We start from the raw sequence: 18,747 nt of genomic DNA, 5'->3' as shown, positions 1-18,747 counted from the left end.
GCGGTGGGCGGCGCTTGCGGCGGGTGAGCTCAGCTGAGAGTTATGCCGCTGTAGTAGTGCCGGAGAATCGTCTGATAGCTGTTGCCGGCGTTCGCGAGGTCACGCGAGCCGTACTGCGACATCCAGTTGCCGTCGACCCAGGCGCCGCAGGCGGTCGTGGTCGAGCAGTAGTGCGCCTGCAGGATGTTGCCGCTGCGGGTCATCCGCGCCGACCAGGTGGCGTCGACCGCGGACGAGGTGGACGAGAGGGCCGACGACGGCTTGTAGACCTGGTCGGCCGTGTCGTCCCGGACGTCGTAGCAGAGCCCGCCCGAGGTCTTGCGGGTCGAATGCAGCGCCCAGTACCAGGCGTAGCTCTTGACCGCCATGGCGCCGGCCCGCAACGAGGCGGACGGCCAGCTGCTGATCCACTCGTTCGGCAGGACGTTCTTGACGTACGTCTTGAAGTCGACCCGGTCGACGCGCCCGAGGCTGACCCGGTAGACCAGGATCGTGCTCGGGAGCTTGCTGTTGGTGCCGTCGGTGCGGCAACCCGTCGGCGCCGACGACAACAGCTCGTGCGAGGCGTTGTTGTTCTTCAGCGTGGCGTTGAGGTTGCCCTTCGCCCCGGGCGCGAAGTCCTGGCTCGCCCCGGCGTTGTTGCTGTTGTAGTAGACCCGCACGGTCTTGCTAGTGCGGTTCCACACCGAGGCGGCGTTGTTCTTGACGCACACGCCCTGGCCGTTGCCGGCGCCCTTGAACTCGTAGCAGGTCGGCTGGGTGGTGCCGTAGTCGTCCACCGAGTCGGTGAAGTCGGAGACCGAACCCGCCTCGTTGCTGTTGTAGTAGTAGCAGAACTCGCCACTGTCGCAGGTGCCGTCCCGGCCGGCCGCCGAGGCTGCCCCCGGCGCCACCGTCACGCCGACGAGCACCGTGACCGCGACGGCGAGAATGCCCAGCATCTTGCTCCGCATCGCGGTCACCAGCCGCTCGGGACGTACGCCCAGCCCAGGTAGTCCGACCGCTGCCGGAACGTGTTGGTCTGGTAGACGCTCGGCCCGGTGCTGATGGCGCTGTTGCCGCCGATCGAGAGCATCACGTGCCCGGCCGACGTGGTGGAGGTGAAGAACACCGCCGTACCGGCCGGCGGCACCGAACCGGTGTGGATGCGCCCGTTGTTCTTCTGCCACTGGTAGTGCGCGGTCGCCGTGGCGAACCGGCCGCTGGTGCCGAACGCCCGTTCGACGAACAGCTCGCACTGGTTGTTCCAGTCGGTGTGCCCGAGCCGGGCCTTGGCGAACGCGACCGCCGAGGAGGCGCGCGAATCGGCCGGGAAGCTGCCACCGCTGGAGCCGCCGATGTCGTGGGAAGCGTTGTTGTTCTTCAACGTGGCGTTGAGGTTGCCCTTGGCGCCGGCCGCGAAGGACTGGCTCGCGCCGCCGAAGTTGCTGTTGTAATACACCACCACGGTCTTGCTGGTGCGGTTCCACACCGAGGCGGCGTTGTTCTTGATGCACAGGCCCTGGCCGTTGCCGGCGCCCTTGAACTCGTAGCAGGTCGGCTGAGTGGTGCCGTAGTCGTCGACCGACTCGGTGAAGTCGGAGACCGAGCCGGCCTCGCCGCTGTTGTAGTAGTAGCAGAACTCGCCGCTGTCGCAGGTCCCGTTGCGGCCGGCGGCCGAGGCCGGCGAGGCGACGCTCAGGACGGACGTGGTCAGGGCCAGCGCGATGCCGGCGACGGCGACGTTCTTGCGCAGATGCAGCATGGTGTCCTCTTCGGTCGGTGGTGCTCGGAGGGATGGGCGGCGCGGGTCAGTGCCCGCGCTGGTATTGCTCCCAGGTGCGGATCGGGACCTTGGGTCCGTCGTCCGCGCCCCGGTTGGCCAGGCCGTTCAGACCGAGGTAGTAGTCGCCGGTCTGGTGCTGGGCCTGGCTGGACAGGTCGGTGTCGCTGATCGCGGCGGCGTGGATGTGCCAGGGCCAGTCGCCCTGGCTCGGGTCGCGCACCCAGGCGGCGAAGCCCACCTGGCGCAGGGCCCGAGCCACGGCGGTCCGCTTGGCGGCGGTCATGCCGGCGACCGAGATGTCGACCACGCCGCCGCCGTCGTGCGTGCCGGCCGACGTCGGGTCGCCCCCGGGGTTGTAGGACCCCTGCTCGAGGGTGAGGGGGTAGCCGAGCAGGCGTTCGGCGGCGGTGAGCATCGCCTGGGTACGGGCGTCCACCACGTACCCGGAACGCTGAACCTTCGCGCCGGGGCCGATGGTGTTGCTGACCGTGAACCGGTTGTGCCCGAGCTTGGTCAGCGACGTCACGCCGGGGAGCCCGTTGGCGGCAAGGCCGGAGTAACCGAGCGAGCTCTGGTAGGCGGCATACGCGGCGATGGTCGTGGTGCCGAAATAGCCGTCCACCCACTGCGGGTCCAGCAGGTTCAGGTCCTCGAGGGCCTGTTCGACGGCGAGGACCGAGTCCTTCGCGCCCGGGGTCAGGGTGTGATCGGCCCGCCGGGGGTCGATCTGGGCGGCCAGGACGGTGGCTTCCATGTTCACGACGACCGGCGCGGTCGTGACGCCGGAGGTCGCGGCGCCGGAGGTCCCGGCCCAAGCGTGGGCCGGAACGCCGACGGCCATGCAGAGTGCGGCCAGGCCGGTGGCTAGCAGGGGACGGCGCATGGTCGATCCTTCGCGTTGGTGGTGCGTCCCGTTCGGAACGGACACCACCTTGCGAGAGGAGATCCGCTGTTCGGTACCCCGGATGACCTGTCAGATCTGTAAGACGGCCACTGACCTCTGTGGATGCGGTGTTGTCAGGTGCGGTGTTGTCAGGTCAGTGGGTGACGTTGACGAGGAAGTAGACCGGCCGGCGACTGGGGAAGTACGGCCGGCCCTGCTCGTCGACCATCTTCCAGCTGACCCAGCACCGCCCGGGCCGGCCCGGCGCGACCACCGGAACGCTGATCATCACCTGCTCGCCGGGCAACGTGTCGCCGATCTCCACGCGGCTGGGAACCTGGCAGCCGTCGGTGTCCCCGGGCTGGGCCGGCGCCAGGTAGCGGTGGTGCCAGCCGACCGTTCCGACGTTGGCGATCGCCCAGACCTTCACGAAATGAGCGTTCACCTTCACCTTGGTGCCGTCCGGGATGGTGACGTCGCCGACGAACCGGCTCGCGTCCCCGGGGACCAGCGCGTCGGACGACTCGGCCGATGGGCCGGACGAAGGTACGGGCGGAGCCGCGGCCGCGCCGGGATCCTGCCGCTCGTCGCCCCGGCTGGTGAAGCTCACGACCGCGACGATCGCCACCACCGTGGCCGCGGCCAGCCACGGCCACCACCGCCGCCGCGCGACCGTGATGATGCTCGGAGCGGGCGCTGTCGCCGCCACCTGCAGCGCCTGCGAGGGTGCCGGCACAAACTCCGACGGGGTGACGACGGTCGGCGCGCTGTCCACAGCGTCCGGTGCGGGGTGCGCCGCGCCCGGTTCGGGGTCCGCTGCGTCCGGCTTTGTGGTGCCGCGCTGAGCCGCCTGCCACCGGAGCCGCCATGCGGCCTCGTCCGCCCCGCATGCCCGGACGAACTCGCGCGTCGTCTCCCAGGACGGAAACCGGGTGCCGGCGGCAGCCTCGTGCAACGTGGTGTGCGAGATCCGGCCGGATCGCCCGGCCATCTTGCGGAACGACGGATCGCCCACCCCGGCGCGCAGGGCGCGCAGCTGTTCGGCGAAGCACGCGGCTGCCGTGACCTGCAGTTTTGTCTCGGTGGCGGCGCGCTGTGCTTCCATCCATCCCCCTGTCGGACACCGTTGTCAGGCCTGTCAGAGGCTATCGAAGGGCGTCAACGCCAATCAACGTGGCGGCGCCACCGGCCGGGACAGCCCGGCGGCCGCGCGCGGAGGGTGACCAACGACGGCGCGTGGCGCCGCGGCGAGTGCCTTGGCGAACTCGTACGCGTCAGGGGTTTTGTTTGATGCAGCAGCCGCGGCAAACCTTGGGCTGAGGCAGCGTGAATGCCAGGCAGCAGGTTTTGCGCTGGACATCGAGCTTGCCGGCGGCGTCCGGGACGAGCTCGATGAGGTCTTCGACGCCGAGCGCGTGCAGGAGGCGGCCGATCGTCTCGGCGGATGGGCCGGGGAGGACGTCGGCGCTGCGCAGGACGCCGTAGGCGACGCCCGACGCGAGGGAGCCCAGCAGGGTGCGCTTGCCGAGCCGGACGCGGTCGTGGATGGCGTCGAGCAGCGGCGTGAGATGGTCGTCGAGCAGGCTGCGGCGCAGCTCGGCCAGCAGGGCGTCCTCATCGGCGACCACGCGGACCTGCGGAAGGCCGGAAAGCGCCAGCGGGTCGTGCGGAAGGACCGCGACCGGGATGGCGGGGTGCAGGCCCAGGGTGACCAGCGGACGCGGATCGCGGAAGTGCATGAGCACGTTCGCGCCGGTCAGCAGCGGGATGCGGCGGGCCGAGGCATAACCCAGCACGGCGGGCAGGGCCAGCCAATAGGTGTACGCCTTCCAGGCCAGCGCGGCGGCGGCGTGCGGCTGGGCCGTCCAGCGGGCGCCGGCGGACTCGAGGAGCAGGTCGAGCGCGTCGCCGGCCAGCAGCGACGTGGGCCGCCAGGCCGCCGGGTCGGTAACCACCAGGTCGGGGGCGAGGCCGGGGATCTCGGTGCTGGTGCCGAACATCGCCGTCAGGGTGGCGGTGATCGGGGACAGCGGGCGGGCCTCGAGGGTGGTGGTCATCACGGACGGCAACCGGTCCGCGGCGACGCATCGATCCCTGCCACCGCTCTCACCTCGCCATACCTCGCCGACACCAACCCTGTGCCCGGGCCTCCAAGACGACCCACCGTACACCTCTAAGGCTAGCCTAACCAACGCGGCGGCCCGATCTTTCGGGCTAATACCCACGGCGAGGGTTGCCTAACTACGCGTTGACGCGTTGCCGGATTCGTCAAGGTATCTGTCGGCTACGCGCTACTAGCACCTTGCGGACACGAGGGGCGGTGACACTTAAATTCTCGTCGCGAAGGGGACATCGATGATGACCACCTCGCCCGTCGAGCGGGCCGCTGACCAATTTGTGACGGCGCTGGCGCACTGGCGGGTCGAGCGCGGGATGAGCAAGAAGCAGCTCGCCGCCCGGATGGGCTTCGATCCCTCCTATGTGAGCCATGTCGAGGGGCGGCGACATAAGCCAACCGAGGACTTCGCCCGCCGGGCCGAAGCAGTCCTCGGCGCCGGTGGGATCATCTGGCAGCGCTTCCAGGAATACGACGAGCTGCGGCACGCGCGAGGAACGACATTGCACCGCGATCCGCCCGTGCCGGTGCAGTGGCTGCCGCCGGGCACCGGGCTCATCATCGAGCAGGAGGTCGCCGAGCTCCGGTACGAGGACGGGTCGTACCGCTGCCGGGTGCGCCGCAACCTCTACAACGCCGGCGCCGAGCCGGTCACGCGGTACCTCGTGAAGATCGCCGTCGACCGCTACCCGCACGACCCGTCCGGCTCCAACCGCCACCACCGTGACCACCCGCTGACCTTCGAGGAGATGGCGCTCACCGCCGTGGCCGGCGAGGCCGACGCCACCGAGGCGATGCAGTGGCAGGTCAAGCTCGACCGGGACGCGGCCAAGGAGGTGTGGCTGCTCTTCGCCAACGAGAAGGGGCAGTTCCCGCTCTACCCCGGCGAGCGGACGGTGATCGAGTACGCGTACACGGTCGGCATCGAGAAGTGGGGGCAGTGGTTCCAGCGCGCGATCCGGCTGCCGACCCGCCGCCTGACCGTGCGGCTGGACTTCCCGACCGGGTTCGACCCGCAGGTCTGGGGAGTGGAGACGTCGCTCGCCGCCGAGGTGCCGGTGCGGACCCCGCTCGAGCGGCTCGACTCGCACGACCGGGCGATCTTCGAGTGGTCGACCGAGTCGCCGCAGCTCAACGCCCGGTACCGGCTGGAGTGGCGGTTCCGCGGGGTGGGCGCTCCGTCGTACGCGGAATTCGCCCCCGCCCGGCTGAACGGCCGCCCCCGGGCGTCGCGGCAGTTGCGCGGCATCGGCATCGTGCAGCGCGGCTCCGACCTGCTGCGGCAGCGGGCCCGGCATTTCCAGCTGCCGCGCGAGGGAGCTTCGGCGCGCGAGGCGGTCAACGCGCTGCTCGCGGCGCTGGGACGCCTCGCCGAGCTGCACGACTTCGACCACGGCGTCGGGCTGTCCGCGCCGCAGCTCGGCCGGTCGGTGGCGGCCGCGGTGGTGCGCCTGGGCTCGGCGCCGCTGATCCTGCTCAACCCGCGGGTGGTGGGCGAGTCGACCGAGCGCGACGAGCAGTACGAGGGGTGTCTGTCGTTCTTCGACTACCGCGGGCTGGTGCGTCGCCCGGTGCGGATCGAGGTGGAGCACGCCCGCTACGACGGCGCCCGCGTGATCACGTCGTTCGACGGCGCGATGGCGCGGCTCGTGGGGCACGAGATCGACCACTTGGAGGGGCGGCTCTACGTGGACCGGATGGACGCCGAGTCGCACCTGGTGCCGGTCGCCGTGTACCAGCAGACCATCAAGTCATATCCGTGAAGCTGTCGTATTTTATGCGGATTGAGGGGACCTGAAGCTCCGAGAGCGTCTTGAGGGTCGACCGCACCATCGGGCCCGAGCCCGAGACGAAGAAGTCGTGGTCGCTCCACGGACCGTAGCGGGCCACCACGTCGGAGATGTGGCCCTGCTCGCCCGGAAACGTGGGGTCGTTGCTGCACGCGGGCACCACCGACAGCCACGGATAGCGGGCGGCCAGCCGGTTCAGGTCGGCCAGGTCGTAGAGATCGTCCCGGTTCCGGGCCCCGAAGAAGACATGCACCCAGCGGGTCCGGTTGTAGCGGGTCAGCTCCTCCAGCAGCGACTTGACCGGGGCCAGCCCGGTGCCGCCGGCCACGAACACCGCGTCCCGCGTCGAGCGCCGGTCCAGGTTCATGGTGCCCATCGGCGCGGCCAGCTTGATCATGTCGCCGATCGCGACGCGGCGCACCAGCGCGCTGGACACCCAGCCGGCGCCCACCGCCCGCACGTGGAACTCGAGGGTGTTGTCGCGGCGCGGCGCGTTCGCCACCGAGTAGGTGCGCCAGAGCCGCGGCTGGTACTTCGGGCACTCGAGGCTGAGGTACTGGCCGGCGCGGAACTCCAGCGGCTGCAGCGGCTGGACGGTGAAGACGGCGATGTCCTGCGAGCGGCGCTCGTGCGCCACCACCTCGGCGTACCAGTAGGGCGGGTTGGGGTCGGCGTCGGCGCCCGCCATCATCCGGGAGGCGATCACGGCGTACGCGTCGGCCCACGCCTGGTCGTACTCGATACCCCACTGCTCGCCCGCGTACGTCCGCATCGCCTCGATCAGGGCGCCCCCCACCACCTCGTAGTGTTCCGGTTCCACGTGGAACTTGCGGTGATCGCGTCCGAGCCCTCGCAGGTAGTCGTCGAACTTCTCCGGGTCGTCCATCGTCTGCACCGCGGTCACGATCGCGTGGAGCAGGCGCGACCGTTGCATGTCCATGTGCACCGGGAACAGCTCCCGGAGATCCGGATAGGACAGGAACATCCGGGCGTAGAAATACCCGGCGACCTTGTCAAGATGCTCCTCGACGAGGCTCCAGCTCTCCTTGAGCAAGCGTGCGAGGTCTCCCATGACCTCAGGGTGGTCACGTCAGTCGCCGATGCGACGCACGAAAAGTGCGACTCGTCTCAGTCTGCGGCGCGTCGCTTGCCCGGATAGGTCCGTTTATGCTTACGCCAGAGGTCTCTTGTCGGGCTCCTAGGGTCTGCGCGTGCGGTCAGACGGCGGCTGGGCCACGCCGCAGCCCGTCTCCGGCTTCGACACAGACCCTAGTGTGTTCGCGTGACTCTTGATCGAGTTGTGCCCGGGCGTCGCGTCCTCACCACCGAGATCGTCATCGTGCTGCTGCTGTCGCTCGGCCAGTCGGCGATCTACGCGGTGGTGTCGCTGGCCGCCAAGCTGACCGCGGGCAAGCCGCTGTCGCAGCAGGCGGCGGTCCTCAACGCGTCGCAGTCGCCGCGGCCGTACCTGGACCTCACGTACCAGCTGCTCGGGATCTTCTTCGACCTGGTGCCGGTGGCGCTGGCGATCTATCTGCTGGCCCGCGATCGCATCAACGTGCGGCAGACCCTCGGCCTCACGGCCGGACGACCGGGCTTCGACGTGGGCTGGGGCGCGTTGCTGGCCGCCGGCATCGGGATTCCCGGGCTGCTTTTGGTGTACGTGGCCCAGGTGCTCGGCCTGAACGCCCGCATTATCCCGGCGGCCCTGAATCCGGTCTGGTGGGCCGTGCCGGTGCTGATCCTGTCCGCCATCCAGAACGCGGTGCTCGAAGAGGTGATCGTCGTCGGGTACCTGATCACCCGGCTGAGGTCGATGTCGCTGCCGCTCGGGTGGATCGTGGTCGCGTCGGCGGTGCTGCGGGGTTCGTACCACCTGTACCAGGGGTTCGGCGCGTTCGTGGGGAACGCGGTGATGGGGGTGGTGTTCGCGCTGTTCTTCCTCCGCTTCAAGCGCGTGTTGCCGTTGATCGTGGCGCACAGCCTGCTGGACATCACGGCGTTCGTGGGATACCAGCTGTTGCCGCATTCCTGGCTGACCTGGGTCTAGCGCCGCTGATTTGCGCCGCTGATTTGCGCCGTTGGCCTGGGCTGCTGGCTTGCGCCATTGGCCTGGGTTCAGCGGCGGTAGTAGGCCTCTGCCCGGGAGGCCACGGCCTGGGTCGAGGCGGTGCTGGTGAGGACGGCGGCGAGCAGGCTGGTGCCCGGGAAGTAGCGGTTCACCAGGCGCAGGGCGGCCCAGCCGCCGGTCTGGACGGCGACCATGCGACCTAGCCGCCAGACGGCGGCGCGGAGGCCCCCGTCTTCGTGCGCCCGTTCGCTGTCTTGGGCTTCGCTGTCCTGCGCTTTGTCGTCCTGCGCTTTGCCGTCCTGCGCGTTGCTGTCCAGCGCTTTGCCGTCCTGCGCGTTGCTGTCCTGCGCTTTGCCGTCCTGTGCTTTGCCGTCCGGGGCTTTGCCGTGCCGGCGGGCGGCTTCGAGGGCGGCCTCGGCGTCGGACCTGGTGGGGTGGACGCGAGTGATGAGCAGCAGGTCGGCGGCGCGGCGCGGATCGGTGGGGTCCAGGCCGTACGCCGCGGCCAGGTGCAGGATCAGCTCGGCGTGCGTGATCGCGGCGGTGCCCAGCAGGGTGATCGGGGCGTACGTCCCGGCCACCGCGCCGAAGACGCTCCCGAGGCCGCCGAAGCGGGTGAACTGCTGTTTCGCCAGCCGGGCCAGGGCTTGGGCGGACGCGGTGGGGTAGGCGTCCCGGGTCTTGGCCGCCCAGGACTGCGCCCTCGGCCCGATGGTTTGGACCGCGGCCAAGGCGAGGAGCTCGGGGGCGTGGCCCGGGTCGGCTATCAGTCTGGACCAGGGATCGGATGTTTGCGGCTCTTCGATCCGGTTCCGTGCCGGCTGAGCGGTTTGCGGAGTGGCGGGGGTGACTTTCTTCGCCGGTGCGGCCTTCGTCGGGGCGACGGCGGTCTCGAGCGGCTTTGTGGCTGTGGCGTTCTCGGCGGAGGCTGCCCTCTCGGCCGGGGCTGCCTTCTTAGCGAGGGCCGCCTTCTTAGCGGGGGCCGCCTTCTTGGCCGGGATCGCCTTCTTGGCCGGGGGGCGCTTGGCCGGCTTTGCGGGCTGGTCGGCTGCCGGGGCCTTCTTGGCCGCTGACGCGCCCTGGGCTGCCGGCGCCTCTTCCGCTGGCGGTGCCGTGTTGGCTGCTGGCGTCTTGTCGGCTGTCGGGGTGGGCTCGGGGTCTTTCGCGGGGACTCGCTCGGCCGCTTGGCCGGCGGTGGCCTGGGCGGGGATCTCCGGGCCCTCGGGCGTCGGCCGTGCCTTGCGGGGCGCCGCCTTGCGGGGAGACTCGTCCGCTGAGCGCCGAGGCGTACGGGATGGTCGTTTTTGCGGAGAACGGCCGGAAACTTCGGCAGATGCCGGACCCTCGTCGGGGTGATTCTCGGCAATGGGCGCCTGAAACATGACCGCCGGCGCCGCCTTGGCGGCACGGCGCGGCGCCGGAGCAGGCGGCTTTTCCTCCGCTTTGGGCGGCGCGGGCGCGCTGAACGCGGGCCGCGCGGAACGACCGCGACGCTCGGTGGGCGGCTTCTCCTCCATGGGGTGGCAGCCTAGTCGCATAACCGGCGTTTCACCTGCTCGAATCAGTTGCCGCGCGCGAGGGGGCCAACCTCTTTGTGTGGCCCTGACCGGGTCCGGTATCCTCAAGCGTCGGCAGCTTGCGGGCTGCCGTGGAGACTTCGCCTAGTCTGGTCTATGGCGCCGCACTGCTAATGCGGTTGGGGTTTTAAAGCCCCTCCCGGGTTCGAATCCCGGAGTCTCCGCGTGTAAGGCCGGTGTGTATGCTGGCGGAGCACTGAGCGCCCGTAGCTCAATGGATAGAGCATCTGACTACGGATCAGAAGGTTAGGGGTTCGAGTCCCTTCGGGCGCGCCAGATCAGAAGGCCGTCACCAGCGGAAACGTGGGTGGCGGCCTTTCTCGTTCCCGGTTTTGATGGCGTGTTTCCCGGCCTTTGGCGTGTGGTGCTCCGATGGTGCTCCGGGGCGCTGTCCGGACTGGTGCTGACCAGGCCTTATACGTCCTTGAGAGCGCGGCCCGCGAACGACTTGACCGTTCCGGAGAGTGGAGCGACTGTTCGTGCACCCGACCGGGATCCCGGTCGGCATCGTGGCGAATGGTTCGCGAGTCGGGGCCCGCTGTGGCAGCGTCGCCGGACCTCCCGCGGATAGGGAGGCCCGGCGCGTGGCGCTTCTCGATAGCTCCCGGCTGTTCTCGAATCTACGATCGGTGCAGGAGGTGGGAACGATGACGCGGGCAGAGCGGGCACCGTCGGGTTCGCGATACGCCGATCAGCGGCACTATGCCGTGCCGGCGAGGTTGAGCGATTTGCGCGGCCCTCGCGGTGGGATGGTGACCCTCGACCGTTCGTTGGACTGGTCCGGCGATGCCACCTACGACCTGGACGACGCCGGGGACCTCCAGCTCATGTATCAGACCGTTCTGAACCAGGCGGCAACCGCAGAAGACTTGAGTCGATGGCTCGACGGTGATCTCCTGCGACGGTTGTGGCCGAACCTCTGGCTCCCTGCCCGCTTACGGGCGCTGTGGCAGTCACGCTTCCCGGAACTGGCCGCGCCACCTCGGGCGCTGGCCGGCTAGCGTGGATCCCGGCCTGCTCAAGCTGGCGGAACTCGGGCTTCGGGTAGCCGGTCGGTATGGCTTCGCCCTGGCCGGCGGCTACGCCGTCCAGGCTCACGGCATCCTCGATCGTCCGAGCGAGGACATCGATCTGTTCACCGCTTGGGAACGCCGCGACGACTTCGCGGCGGCCGTCGACGCAGTGGTTGACGCGTACCGCGCTGCTGGTTATGCCGTTGCTGTGACGCAGCAGTTCGACACCTTCGCCCGGCTCGCAGTAACCGACCAAGCCTTGCCGGAAAAGCCCTACAAGGTCGAGTTGGCCGCAAACTGGCGCGCATTGCCACCGGTGATCATGGACGTCGGTCCGGTTCTGCACGTCGACGACGTCGTCGCTGGGAAGATGTCAGCCTTGTTTACCCGGGCAGAGCCGCGTGACTTCCTGGATGTCGACGCAGCCGTAGTGTCCGGCCGTTTCACGCGCGAGCAGCTCCTCGACCTTGCGGAGCAGGCAGATGCGGGCTTCGACCGCACAGTCCTCGCTGAACTTTTCGAGATGCTGCCGCGATACCCGGATCGGCGCTTCATCGCTTACGGCGCCGACCCGGACCACATCGCCGCGATGCGGGAGCGCTTTGCGCGGTGGCGCGACGAGCTCCTCGCTCGTCAGGAGTAGCCCGATCTTGGGCTCCTCGTGAACCTCGGATCGATGCAGGAGGTGGCCCGGATGACCGGCGCAGGATGCGCACTAATGAATTCTCGACGTGGTGACCAGCGGCACTCCGCCGCGCCGGCGTACCTGTTCGATCTTCGCGGTCCTTCTGGCTCGGACAAACCAGGAAGTGCCACATGAGCGCCGAAGCCGTGGGCGCACACATGCCGACGCAGATCACGCTGGATGATCTCGCGGCCATGGCGGCGGCCGATGAGAACCATCGCTACGAGCTCAGCCCCGAGGGAGTGCTAACGGTCGAACCTCCCGCGGATGCTGATCGCGCCCTGCTGGTATCCCGCTTGTTCGCCTGGTTCTTGACCAACGGCTACGGAGGCGAACAAGTGGTCGCGGATTGCGGCATCGATGTCGGCGGCGGACGCGTTCCGGATCTGACGGTGTGGGCGAAGGGTCTACCCCCGCGTCCCACCCGGTCCAGCTATGCCGGAACGGACGGGCTGCTGCTCGCCATCGAGGTGGTTTCCAAGGGCGCCGAAATCGTGGACCGAGTCATCAAGAAGGCTGAGTACGCCAAGGCCGGCATCCCCCGCTATTGGGTCATCGAGCGCGACAGTATCACTACCGTGCACCGGCACACCCTCGACCGGGCCACCGGCGAGTACGAACCCGACCCGGCCGGCCCCCAACTGATCGCCTGGCTGCTGACGACCTCTCCAGATATCGACTGAGCATCAGCACCGTTGGAGGGATGTCGCCCGGTAGCTTCTCGGTCGGGGTCGGCGGCTCTTCGCGCGACGCTATCGACGGAGGAATTCGGTGGCGCGGTTGTAGAGAACGTCGAAGGTCTCCTCCGGGTCCAGAGCCTGGGCCACGGTGCGCACGCGCGTACGTTGATCTTCGTGCGCCTGCCCAGTAAGAGTCGGGCACGCGCCGGATCAAGGCGTCCAGGAGGTCTCCCGGATAGAAGTCACCCTCGGCAAGCGGATCCTGCTCGACCTGGTCGAGCGCCAGCGGGACGAGGGTGTTCGAGTCCCTTCGGGCGCGCAAACCAGAAGGCCGTGACCAGGTAGGACGTGGGTCACGGCCTTCTTGTGTCCCACAATTGAGCCCAACCTTCCCACGTGTGGGACTGTTGATGCTCGGCTGTTTCGGGATGTCCGTCCGCGGGTGCTGGATCCGCCGCCGCCGGCCGTCTTGCCGGAGCCCGCACGCCGCCGAAGCGGCTCGCCCGGCTGCAGGCTACCTGACGGGACGGGCAGCGGTGACGAGATGGCTCTCGGCCGGGAACAGCAGGCCGTCGTCGTCGAGGCGGTCGGCCAGGGTCTCCTCGAGATCGCCGATCATGGCTTGACGGGTTCGGAGACTCAGCTGACGCAACGCTGGGGCAAGCGGGGAGGCGGCGGCCTGCTGGGCGAAGAATTCCGCCACGGATGGGAATCGAGCACTGATCACGCAGGTGGTACGGCGGCCGGGCGCGAAGCCACTAGCCGTGAGCAGCGCGCGGACACGGCGGGGGTCACTCAGCCGGAACGGCGCGCGCATCAGGTCGCCGGGCCCGCCGTGCCGGTCCAGGACGGTCGCGAGTGCGGCGAAGCCGGGTGAGCGGGAGATGTCGCACCACAGGGCGAGCGTGAGCCGGCCACCCGGCGCGAGGACCCGGCACAGCTCGCGCAGCGCGGCGGCCGGATCGGTCGCGAACTGCAGGCCCTGTTGGCAGAACGCCACATCGAAGCTGTGGTCGGCGAACGGCAGCGCGGCCGCGTCGCCCGGCACCCAGCGCACCCGGGAGTCCAGGCACGCCGCCAGTTCCAGCATGGCCGGGTTCTTGTCCAGGCCGGTCGTGGCGGCGGCGGTGGCGGCGGCACTACGCGCGACGATGCCGGTGCCGCACGCCACGTCGAGGACCCGCCGGCCCGGTACCGGGCCGGCGGCCGCGAGCAGTGCCTCGGCCAGCGGTGCGAACAGCACGGGTACGAGGTAGCGCTCGTACGCTTTCGGGTCCATGACTTCTCCTCAGCGGTGCGACGCGTACAGCGCCCGCTCGATGTCGGCGTACGTCCGCAGCACGTCCGGGTCGAGGAACGGCCGGGACTGCGTGTAGACGGCTCCGGTGATCCCGGCGGCCGGGTCCACCCAGAAGTAGGTGTTGAACATGCCGGCCCAGCCGCCACTGCCGGCGGACCGCAGGCCCGGCCGGTCCTCGGTGGTCAACTGCAGCCCCCAGCCCCACTTCAGGCCCGGACCGGCGAGGTAGTCGCAACTCGCCACCGGGTCGGCGGTACGGATCACGGCCGGGAACCAGAGGTCGCCGATCTGGTTGGTGAACGCCTCCCGTACCGATGACGGTGAGAGAACCGCCGCGCCCGCCAGGGACCCTTCGCCGAGCAGCATGCGCTGTACCTGCAGGAAGTCGCGGGGCGTGGAGTAGAGGCCGTGGCCGCCCGACCAGTACCCGGGCCGTGGATCCCAGTCGATGTCGGTGGCGACCCAGCCGCCACCGGGCGTCCTGTCGTGCACGGGCACGGTGCGTAGTCGCTGGTCTTCGGTACGGACGAAGGTCGTGGACTTCATGTCGAGCGGCGTGAAGACGTGCTCGGTCAGGTAGTCGTCCAAAGACTGGCCGGCGGCGGCTTCCACGACCTTGCCGAGCCAGTCGGTGTTGATGCCGTATTCGAACCGGGTGCCCGGGTCGGCGACCATCGGGGTGGTGAAGACGTCGCCGCCGCCGGTGGCCTTCTGCCAGCGGTTGATGGCGGCGTTCCAGAACCCGTACGTCAGGCCCGTGGTGTGCGTGACCAACTGCCTGACCGTCGCGCGCGTTGCGGGCGCCCGCAGGACTGGTTCACCGTTCTGGAAGCCGTCGAGCACCGGTACGCCGGCGAACTCAGGGCAATAGGCCTCGACCGGTGCGTCGAAGTCGAGGGTGCCGCGTTGCCGCTGCTGAAGGGCGGCCACGGTGCAGATCACCTTGGTCATGGACGCGATCCGGAAGATGCTGTCGGCGGTGACCGGGTCGCTGCCGCCCGCCGCCCGGGGCCCGGCCGCCCCCTCGTAGATCTCGCCGTTCCCATCGGCGGCCAACGCAACCACGGCCGGGACCGCGCCGCTGGTCACGGCCGCCAGCAGGACGGCATCGATAACCGACTTCACCGGGCCGCCTCCTCCGGCGTGCGGGGAGCCCAGAACTCCAGGGCGATGTCGTCGGGGTCGCGGAACGACAGACCCGCACCGAGGCCGTCCTCGGCGATGCCGCCGTGCGGCAGGCCGAGTCCGTCCAAATGTGCCTCGAGCTGGTCCAGCTCGTCGCGATCACGACAGCGGAAGCCGATGTGGTCGAGGCCGGGACGGTATTCGTCGAACCGATCGGAGCCGTCCGTGGCGGCGTGGGTGTGCAGGGCGAGGACGTCGCCGCTCGGCAACACGAACACGGTGTGGTGGAAGCCCTTGTGGTGGCCGGGGAGCGCCGGGACATCCTCGTCGATGACGGGCTCGGTGCCCAGCAGCCGCCGGTACCAGGGCCGGCTCACGGCCAGGTCGGTGACGGTGAGCGCCACGTGGTGCACAGCGGCGGGAAACGTGGTCATCGGAACTCCTCCAGTGGTCGGGGCGACGCGGTAGTCCGATGTTCGCTGCCGCCCGGCCCGGCCCGCGTCGGGAGGATCACCCGTTCCGTGGCCGCCCGGCTACGGAGACAACCGCGCGGAATACCCAGCCAACTGGGCGCGCCGCCGGCAGCCTGTTTTGGCGAGCAGACCGGCCACGTGCTTCTCGACCGTGCGGGGCGAGACGTGCAGGCGTGCGCCGACCTCCTGGTTGGTCAGGCCCTCGGCGAGCAACGCCAGCACCTCGGCCTCTCGGCTGGTCACGCCCAGCGCCCGAAGCTTCGCCGGCACCCTCGGGTCGCCCCGGCCGGGCCGGGGAACCGGAATTCCGACCCGGCGCAACAGCTCACGGCACGCGGCCGCGACCACCTGATCGCCGCGGGCGGCGAAGTAGGCGGCCGCCTCCCGCAGCCAGGGCACCGGGTCACCCCAGCCGTCGGCCAGCGCCGCCTCGGCGACCGATCGACGGGCGTACTGCCGGTACCAGGCGACCAGCGGACCCATCTCCCCGTCGGCGGCGGCGAACGCGGCCGTGGCCGCCGCGTGGTGTCCGGTCCGGCCGAGCAGGACCGCCTCGGCGTAGCCGAGCAGCGTGGCCACCACCCGGTGCCGGGTCGCGCCGGACTCGCGCACCCGATCGGTCTCCGCCCGGGCGGCGTCGTCGTCATCGGAGACCGCCAGCAGCAGCACCCGCAAGCCGAGGAACGGCGGGGCGATGGTGGCCGGTGACCGTTGCAGCAGCCGGGCACCGGTGGCCATCTCGGTCAGTGCCCGCGCGCGGTTCTCCGCCAGCAACGAGGCAGTTGCCCGGCAATGGCCCCAGGCGCTGCCGTGTACGTCCAGGTCGTCGGGGGCCAGGGTCAATGCCTCCCGCAGGCCGGCCTCCATGTCGCCGGTGCGACCCAATTGGGCGTACGCCGCGGACTGCAGGATCAGCGCCATCGGCAGGGTGGCCAGCCGAAGCCGCCGGGACATCCCGGCGCTGTCACGCGCGGACGCCAGCCCCTCCTCGGGCCGGAACTGCTTGACCAGCCCGGCGGCGATCTGCAGGTCCAGAGTGGCCACCAGCGCCAGAGCGCCGACCTCGACCGCCAGCTGGCGTGCCTGCCGGAGCCGGTCGACGCTCTCGGTGCGCAGTTGGTCGACCGTACCGAGTTCGTGCAGCGCACGCAGTCGCCACAACTGAAGACCGTGGGCGGTGGCGACGGCAAGCTCGCGGGCGAACGCCGCCTCCGCCGCCGGCAGGTCCCGCTGGCGGGCGACCCGGCCGCGCACCTCCAGCGCCTCACATGCGACCGCAGGCAGCCCGTTCCGCTCCGCCACGCTCAGCGCGGCCGAGGCCAGCCGGTCGGCCTCGCCCAGCCGAGCCTGCCCCAGGGCGACCTGGGCGCCGAGCGCATCGACGACGGCCGCCGTCCCGGCCCGCTGATCGGCGGGCACGTCCGGGATGGCCGCCAGATGATCCGCGGCGACCCGCCAGCGGCCGGCGGCCACCGCGGCGCGGGCCAGCCGTAGGTGCAGGTCGGCGCGGACCGGCAGGTGGCGTGATGCCGCATCCAGTCCGGCCAGCAGCGTCTTGCCCAGCTCGAACGCCTGATCCACCTGGCCGGACTGAGCCAGCGCGTCGGTGAGCGCGATGTCGATGGGCGCCGCCAGCGCCGGGTCGCCGGACGCGAGCCGTCGAGCCCGGTGCAGCGTCTCCTGCGCCGTGGCCAGGGCGCCTGCGGTGACGGCCCGCCGTCCGGCCGTCAAACACAATCGCGCGGCCCGGGTCCGGTCGCCGGCCGCCTCGGCGAGGTCGGCCGCCAGCTCACACCACGCTCCCGCCAGGTCCGGGTGAGCCTGGTCCACCGCCTGCAACAGCCGCCCGGCGAGGTCCGCTCGTTCCGGCGCGACCATGTCGCCCAGCACCGTCTCGCGGGTCAGCGCATGCCGGAACCGGAAGTCGTCGTCCTCGGCGGTCACCAGCTGCGCCTCGACCGACCGGCGCAGGGCGGTCACCACCTCAGCGTGGTCCAGCCCGGTGACGGTCGGTAGCAGCGACCACTCGAAGCGCCGGCCGAGCAATGCGGCGGCGTGCAGCACGCTGCGGGCGTACGGTGGCAGGGCGGCCATCCGCCGGCCGACTGCGTCGGCGAACGTGGGCGGTACCCGCCGGTCCAGCGGGCCACGTGTAGTCCAGTGGCCGTCGTGCTCGACCAGCGCTCCACGGGCCACCAGTCCGGCGAGCAGCTCCTCGATCAGAAAGGGCAGGCCGTCGGCGTGCGCGCCGAGGAAGGTCTCGACCGCAGCCGGCAACGCCGGGGTGGACAGGCAGGCCCGAGCCAAGTCGAGGGTCGCCTCGTCATCCAGTCGCGCCAGCTCGACCGCCCGCGCCGCGCGACGCCCGACCAGCGAGTCGACCAGATTCCGCCCCGCGCCGCCCTCCTCCGCACGGAGGGTGGCCAGACAGACGAGGCCTTCCGTGGCCAGGTTGTCCGCCAGATACTCCAGAATCGACAGCGACTCGCTGTCGGTCCAATGCAGGTCCTCGAGGACGAGCAGACACCCTCGCTCCTCGCCGACGAAGCGGAGCAGACGCAACAGCGCTTCGCCGATCACCACCGGGGACCTCCCGCCAGGGATCGGCTCAGCGGGAAGCCACTCCGGCACCAGCGGGCCGAGCGCGGGGCGAATCGATCGCAGCTCCGCCAGATCCTGCCCGCCGGATCGGCGCAGCCAGCCCATCACGGCCTCGGCCAGCGGCCGGAACGGCAACGCGGCCCCACCGGCTACGGCCCGGCCGGTAAGAACCGGAAGCCCGCGAGCGGCGGCCACCTGCGCCACTTCGCGCACCAGCCGGGACTTGCCGACTCCGGCCTCACCGGTCACGACGAAGGCGCCACCGTCGCCCTCGGCGGCGCGGTCGAGCCCATCGAGCAGGACCTGAAACTCATCGTCCCGCCCTACGAGCACAGGACATAGCACCTGGCGCACACCAACATTATCGGCGGGTCCCGGCTCGCGCGCAGTCGGCCGTGAGGTCGCTGGCGGACTTCATCCCGCCACGGCCCGGGCGGGGCGTAGCCCGCGCAAACGAACACCGGCGCGGGACGTGGTGGCCCGCGCCTGGGGAACGCCGCGGCGAGTCGCCTCGGAAAAGCGTTGACGAATGTGCGGCAAATGAGCTGATCTCAGCGACGCATAAGTATTGATTGGTACGACACGGACGAAGGGTGTCGAATCCGGCGGTGCTGGAATCGGACGTGGGGCCCTCGGTAGGTAGTTCTCACCACAAGATCACCCACACG

At 70.1% G+C, this 18,747-nt stretch carries 17 protein-coding genes and 2 tRNA genes; 7 read left to right on the top strand and 12 right to left on the bottom strand.

What is annotated here, in order from left to right; genetic code table 11:
* Positions 1–29: 29 nt before the first annotated feature.
* From ACFQS1_RS21800 to ACFQS1_RS21780, 5 genes are all read right to left on the bottom strand, one after another.
* Complete coding sequence (locus ACFQS1_RS21800; RefSeq protein WP_378971195.1) at positions 30–953, bottom strand: SpoIID/LytB domain-containing protein; 924 nt, start codon at positions 951–953, stop codon at positions 30–32.
* 5 nt (positions 954–958) lie between these two features.
* A complete protein-coding gene (locus ACFQS1_RS21795) occupies positions 959–1,744 on the bottom strand; it encodes a peptidase inhibitor family I36 protein (protein ID WP_378971193.1) in 786 nt (261 codons plus the stop codon).
* A gap of 46 nt (positions 1,745–1,790) precedes the next feature.
* A complete protein-coding gene (locus tag ACFQS1_RS21790; protein ID WP_378971191.1) occupies positions 1,791–2,648 on the bottom strand; it encodes a peptidoglycan-binding domain-containing protein in 858 nt (285 codons plus the stop codon).
* Between the two features lie 154 nt (positions 2,649–2,802).
* Positions 2,803–3,753 (bottom strand): NBR1-Ig-like domain-containing protein, encoded by a 951-nt coding sequence (locus ACFQS1_RS21785; protein ID WP_378971189.1) that lies wholly within the window; start codon positions 3,751–3,753, stop codon positions 2,803–2,805.
* A 169-nt stretch (positions 3,754–3,922) separates the two neighbouring features.
* The gene (locus ACFQS1_RS21780) at positions 3,923–4,705 is read right to left on the bottom strand and encodes a hypothetical protein (protein WP_378971186.1); all 783 of its coding nucleotides are present in this window, start codon (positions 4,703–4,705) and stop codon (positions 3,923–3,925) included.
* A gap of 301 nt (positions 4,706–5,006) precedes the next feature.
* Here ACFQS1_RS21780 and ACFQS1_RS21775 point away from each other — a divergent pair, with 301 nt between their 5' ends.
* Positions 5,007–6,527: a peptide deformylase gene (locus ACFQS1_RS21775; RefSeq protein ID WP_378971488.1), complete on the top strand. Its 1,521-nt coding sequence runs from the start codon at positions 5,007–5,009 to the stop codon at positions 6,525–6,527.
* On the opposite strand, the gene ACFQS1_RS21770 is transcribed toward ACFQS1_RS21775, so the two are convergent.
* Positions 6,511–7,626 carry a globin domain-containing protein gene (locus ACFQS1_RS21770; protein WP_378971184.1) on the bottom strand — a complete coding sequence of 372 codons (1,116 nt, stop codon included), beginning with the start codon at positions 7,624–7,626 and terminating at the stop codon, positions 6,511–6,513. The two genes, ACFQS1_RS21775 and ACFQS1_RS21770, sit on opposite strands and share 17 nt — an antisense overlap.
* A gap of 210 nt (positions 7,627–7,836) precedes the next feature.
* On the opposite strand from ACFQS1_RS21770, the gene ACFQS1_RS21765 reads away from it, so the two are divergent.
* Positions 7,837–8,604, top strand: a complete 768-nt coding sequence (locus ACFQS1_RS21765) for a CPBP family intramembrane glutamic endopeptidase (protein ID WP_378971182.1) — start codon at positions 7,837–7,839, stop codon at positions 8,602–8,604.
* 68 nt (positions 8,605–8,672) lie between these two features.
* Here ACFQS1_RS21765 and ACFQS1_RS21760 read toward each other — a convergent pair whose 3' ends face one another.
* Positions 8,673–9,356 (bottom strand): hypothetical protein, encoded by a 684-nt coding sequence (locus ACFQS1_RS21760; protein ID WP_378971179.1) that lies wholly within the window; start codon positions 9,354–9,356, stop codon positions 8,673–8,675.
* 919 nt (positions 9,357–10,275) lie between these two features.
* On the opposite strand from ACFQS1_RS21760, the gene ACFQS1_RS21755 reads away from it, so the two are divergent.
* The 5 genes from ACFQS1_RS21755 to ACFQS1_RS21735 all read left to right on the top strand — a co-directional run bounded on the left by ACFQS1_RS21755 (position 10,276) and on the right by ACFQS1_RS21735 (position 12,583).
* Positions 10,276–10,366: transfer RNA gene (locus ACFQS1_RS21755), tRNA-Ser, on the top strand.
* A 36-nt stretch (positions 10,367–10,402) separates the two neighbouring features.
* Positions 10,403–10,478, top strand: a tRNA-Arg gene (locus tag ACFQS1_RS21750).
* A 308-nt stretch (positions 10,479–10,786) separates the two neighbouring features.
* Positions 10,787–11,203: a hypothetical protein gene (locus ACFQS1_RS21745; RefSeq protein WP_378971177.1), complete on the top strand. Its 417-nt coding sequence runs from the start codon at positions 10,787–10,789 to the stop codon at positions 11,201–11,203.
* Between the two features lies 1 nt (position 11,204).
* Positions 11,205–11,858, top strand: a complete 654-nt coding sequence (locus ACFQS1_RS21740) for a nucleotidyl transferase AbiEii/AbiGii toxin family protein (RefSeq protein WP_378971175.1) — start codon at positions 11,205–11,207, stop codon at positions 11,856–11,858.
* Between the two features lie 173 nt (positions 11,859–12,031).
* Positions 12,032–12,583 (top strand): Uma2 family endonuclease, encoded by a 552-nt coding sequence (locus ACFQS1_RS21735; protein WP_378971173.1) that lies wholly within the window; start codon positions 12,032–12,034, stop codon positions 12,581–12,583.
* Here ACFQS1_RS21735 and ACFQS1_RS21730 read toward each other — a convergent pair.
* The 5 genes from ACFQS1_RS21730 to ACFQS1_RS21710 form a co-directional block, all read right to left on the bottom strand.
* Positions 12,474–12,902, bottom strand: coding sequence for a contact-dependent growth inhibition system immunity protein (locus tag ACFQS1_RS21730; RefSeq protein WP_378971170.1), 429 nt, complete (start codon positions 12,900–12,902; stop codon positions 12,474–12,476). The genes ACFQS1_RS21735 and ACFQS1_RS21730 overlap by 110 nt on opposite strands.
* A 192-nt stretch (positions 12,903–13,094) precedes the next feature.
* Entirely contained in the window at positions 13,095–13,859 is a 765-nt protein-coding gene (locus ACFQS1_RS21725; protein ID WP_378971168.1) for a class I SAM-dependent methyltransferase, read from the bottom strand.
* Positions 13,860–13,868: 9 nt separating this feature from the next.
* Positions 13,869–15,005 (bottom strand): serine hydrolase domain-containing protein, encoded by a 1,137-nt coding sequence (locus ACFQS1_RS21720; RefSeq protein ID WP_378971166.1) that lies wholly within the window; start codon positions 15,003–15,005, stop codon positions 13,869–13,871.
* On the bottom strand, positions 15,002–15,439 hold the full coding sequence (locus tag ACFQS1_RS21715; protein ID WP_378971163.1) for a VOC family protein: 438 nt from the start codon (positions 15,437–15,439) through the stop codon (positions 15,002–15,004). The genes ACFQS1_RS21720 and ACFQS1_RS21715 overlap by 4 nt, the downstream gene beginning before the upstream one ends.
* Before the next feature lie 99 nt (positions 15,440–15,538).
* Entirely contained in the window at positions 15,539–18,412 is a 2,874-nt protein-coding gene (locus ACFQS1_RS21710; RefSeq protein WP_378971161.1) for an ATP-binding protein, read from the bottom strand.
* Positions 18,413–18,747 lie beyond the last annotated feature (335 nt).

The sequence above is a fragment of the Paractinoplanes rhizophilus genome, assembly GCF_042664765.1.
GTDB classification, from domain to species: domain Bacteria; phylum Actinomycetota; class Actinomycetes; order Mycobacteriales; family Micromonosporaceae; genus Actinoplanes; species Actinoplanes rhizophilus.
This window is presented reverse-complemented; position numbering and strand designations above follow the sequence as displayed.

Coding starts and splice junctions, on each gene's coding strand:
- ACFQS1_RS21800 (WP_378971195.1), bottom strand. CDS start 953: ATGCGGAGCAAGATGCTGGGCATTCTCGCCGTCGCGGTCACGGTGCTC.
- ACFQS1_RS21795 (WP_378971193.1), bottom strand. CDS start 1,744: ATGCTGCATCTGCGCAAGAACGTCGCCGTCGCCGGCATCGCGCTGGCC.
- ACFQS1_RS21790 (WP_378971191.1), bottom strand. CDS start 2,648: ATGCGCCGTCCCCTGCTAGCCACCGGCCTGGCCGCACTCTGCATGGCC.
- ACFQS1_RS21785 (WP_378971189.1), bottom strand. CDS start 3,753: ATGGAAGCACAGCGCGCCGCCACCGAGACAAAACTGCAGGTCACGGCA.
- ACFQS1_RS21780 (WP_378971186.1), bottom strand. CDS start 4,705: ATGACCACCACCCTCGAGGCCCGCCCGCTGTCCCCGATCACCGCCACC.
- ACFQS1_RS21775 (WP_378971488.1), top strand. CDS start 5,007: ATGACCACCTCGCCCGTCGAGCGGGCCGCTGACCAATTTGTGACGGCG.
- ACFQS1_RS21770 (WP_378971184.1), bottom strand. CDS start 7,626: ATGGGAGACCTCGCACGCTTGCTCAAGGAGAGCTGGAGCCTCGTCGAG.
- ACFQS1_RS21735 (WP_378971173.1), top strand. CDS start 12,032: ATGAGCGCCGAAGCCGTGGGCGCACACATGCCGACGCAGATCACGCTG.
- ACFQS1_RS21725 (WP_378971168.1), bottom strand. CDS start 13,859: ATGGACCCGAAAGCGTACGAGCGCTACCTCGTACCCGTGCTGTTCGCA.
- ACFQS1_RS21715 (WP_378971163.1), bottom strand. CDS start 15,439: ATGACCACGTTTCCCGCCGCTGTGCACCACGTGGCGCTCACCGTCACC.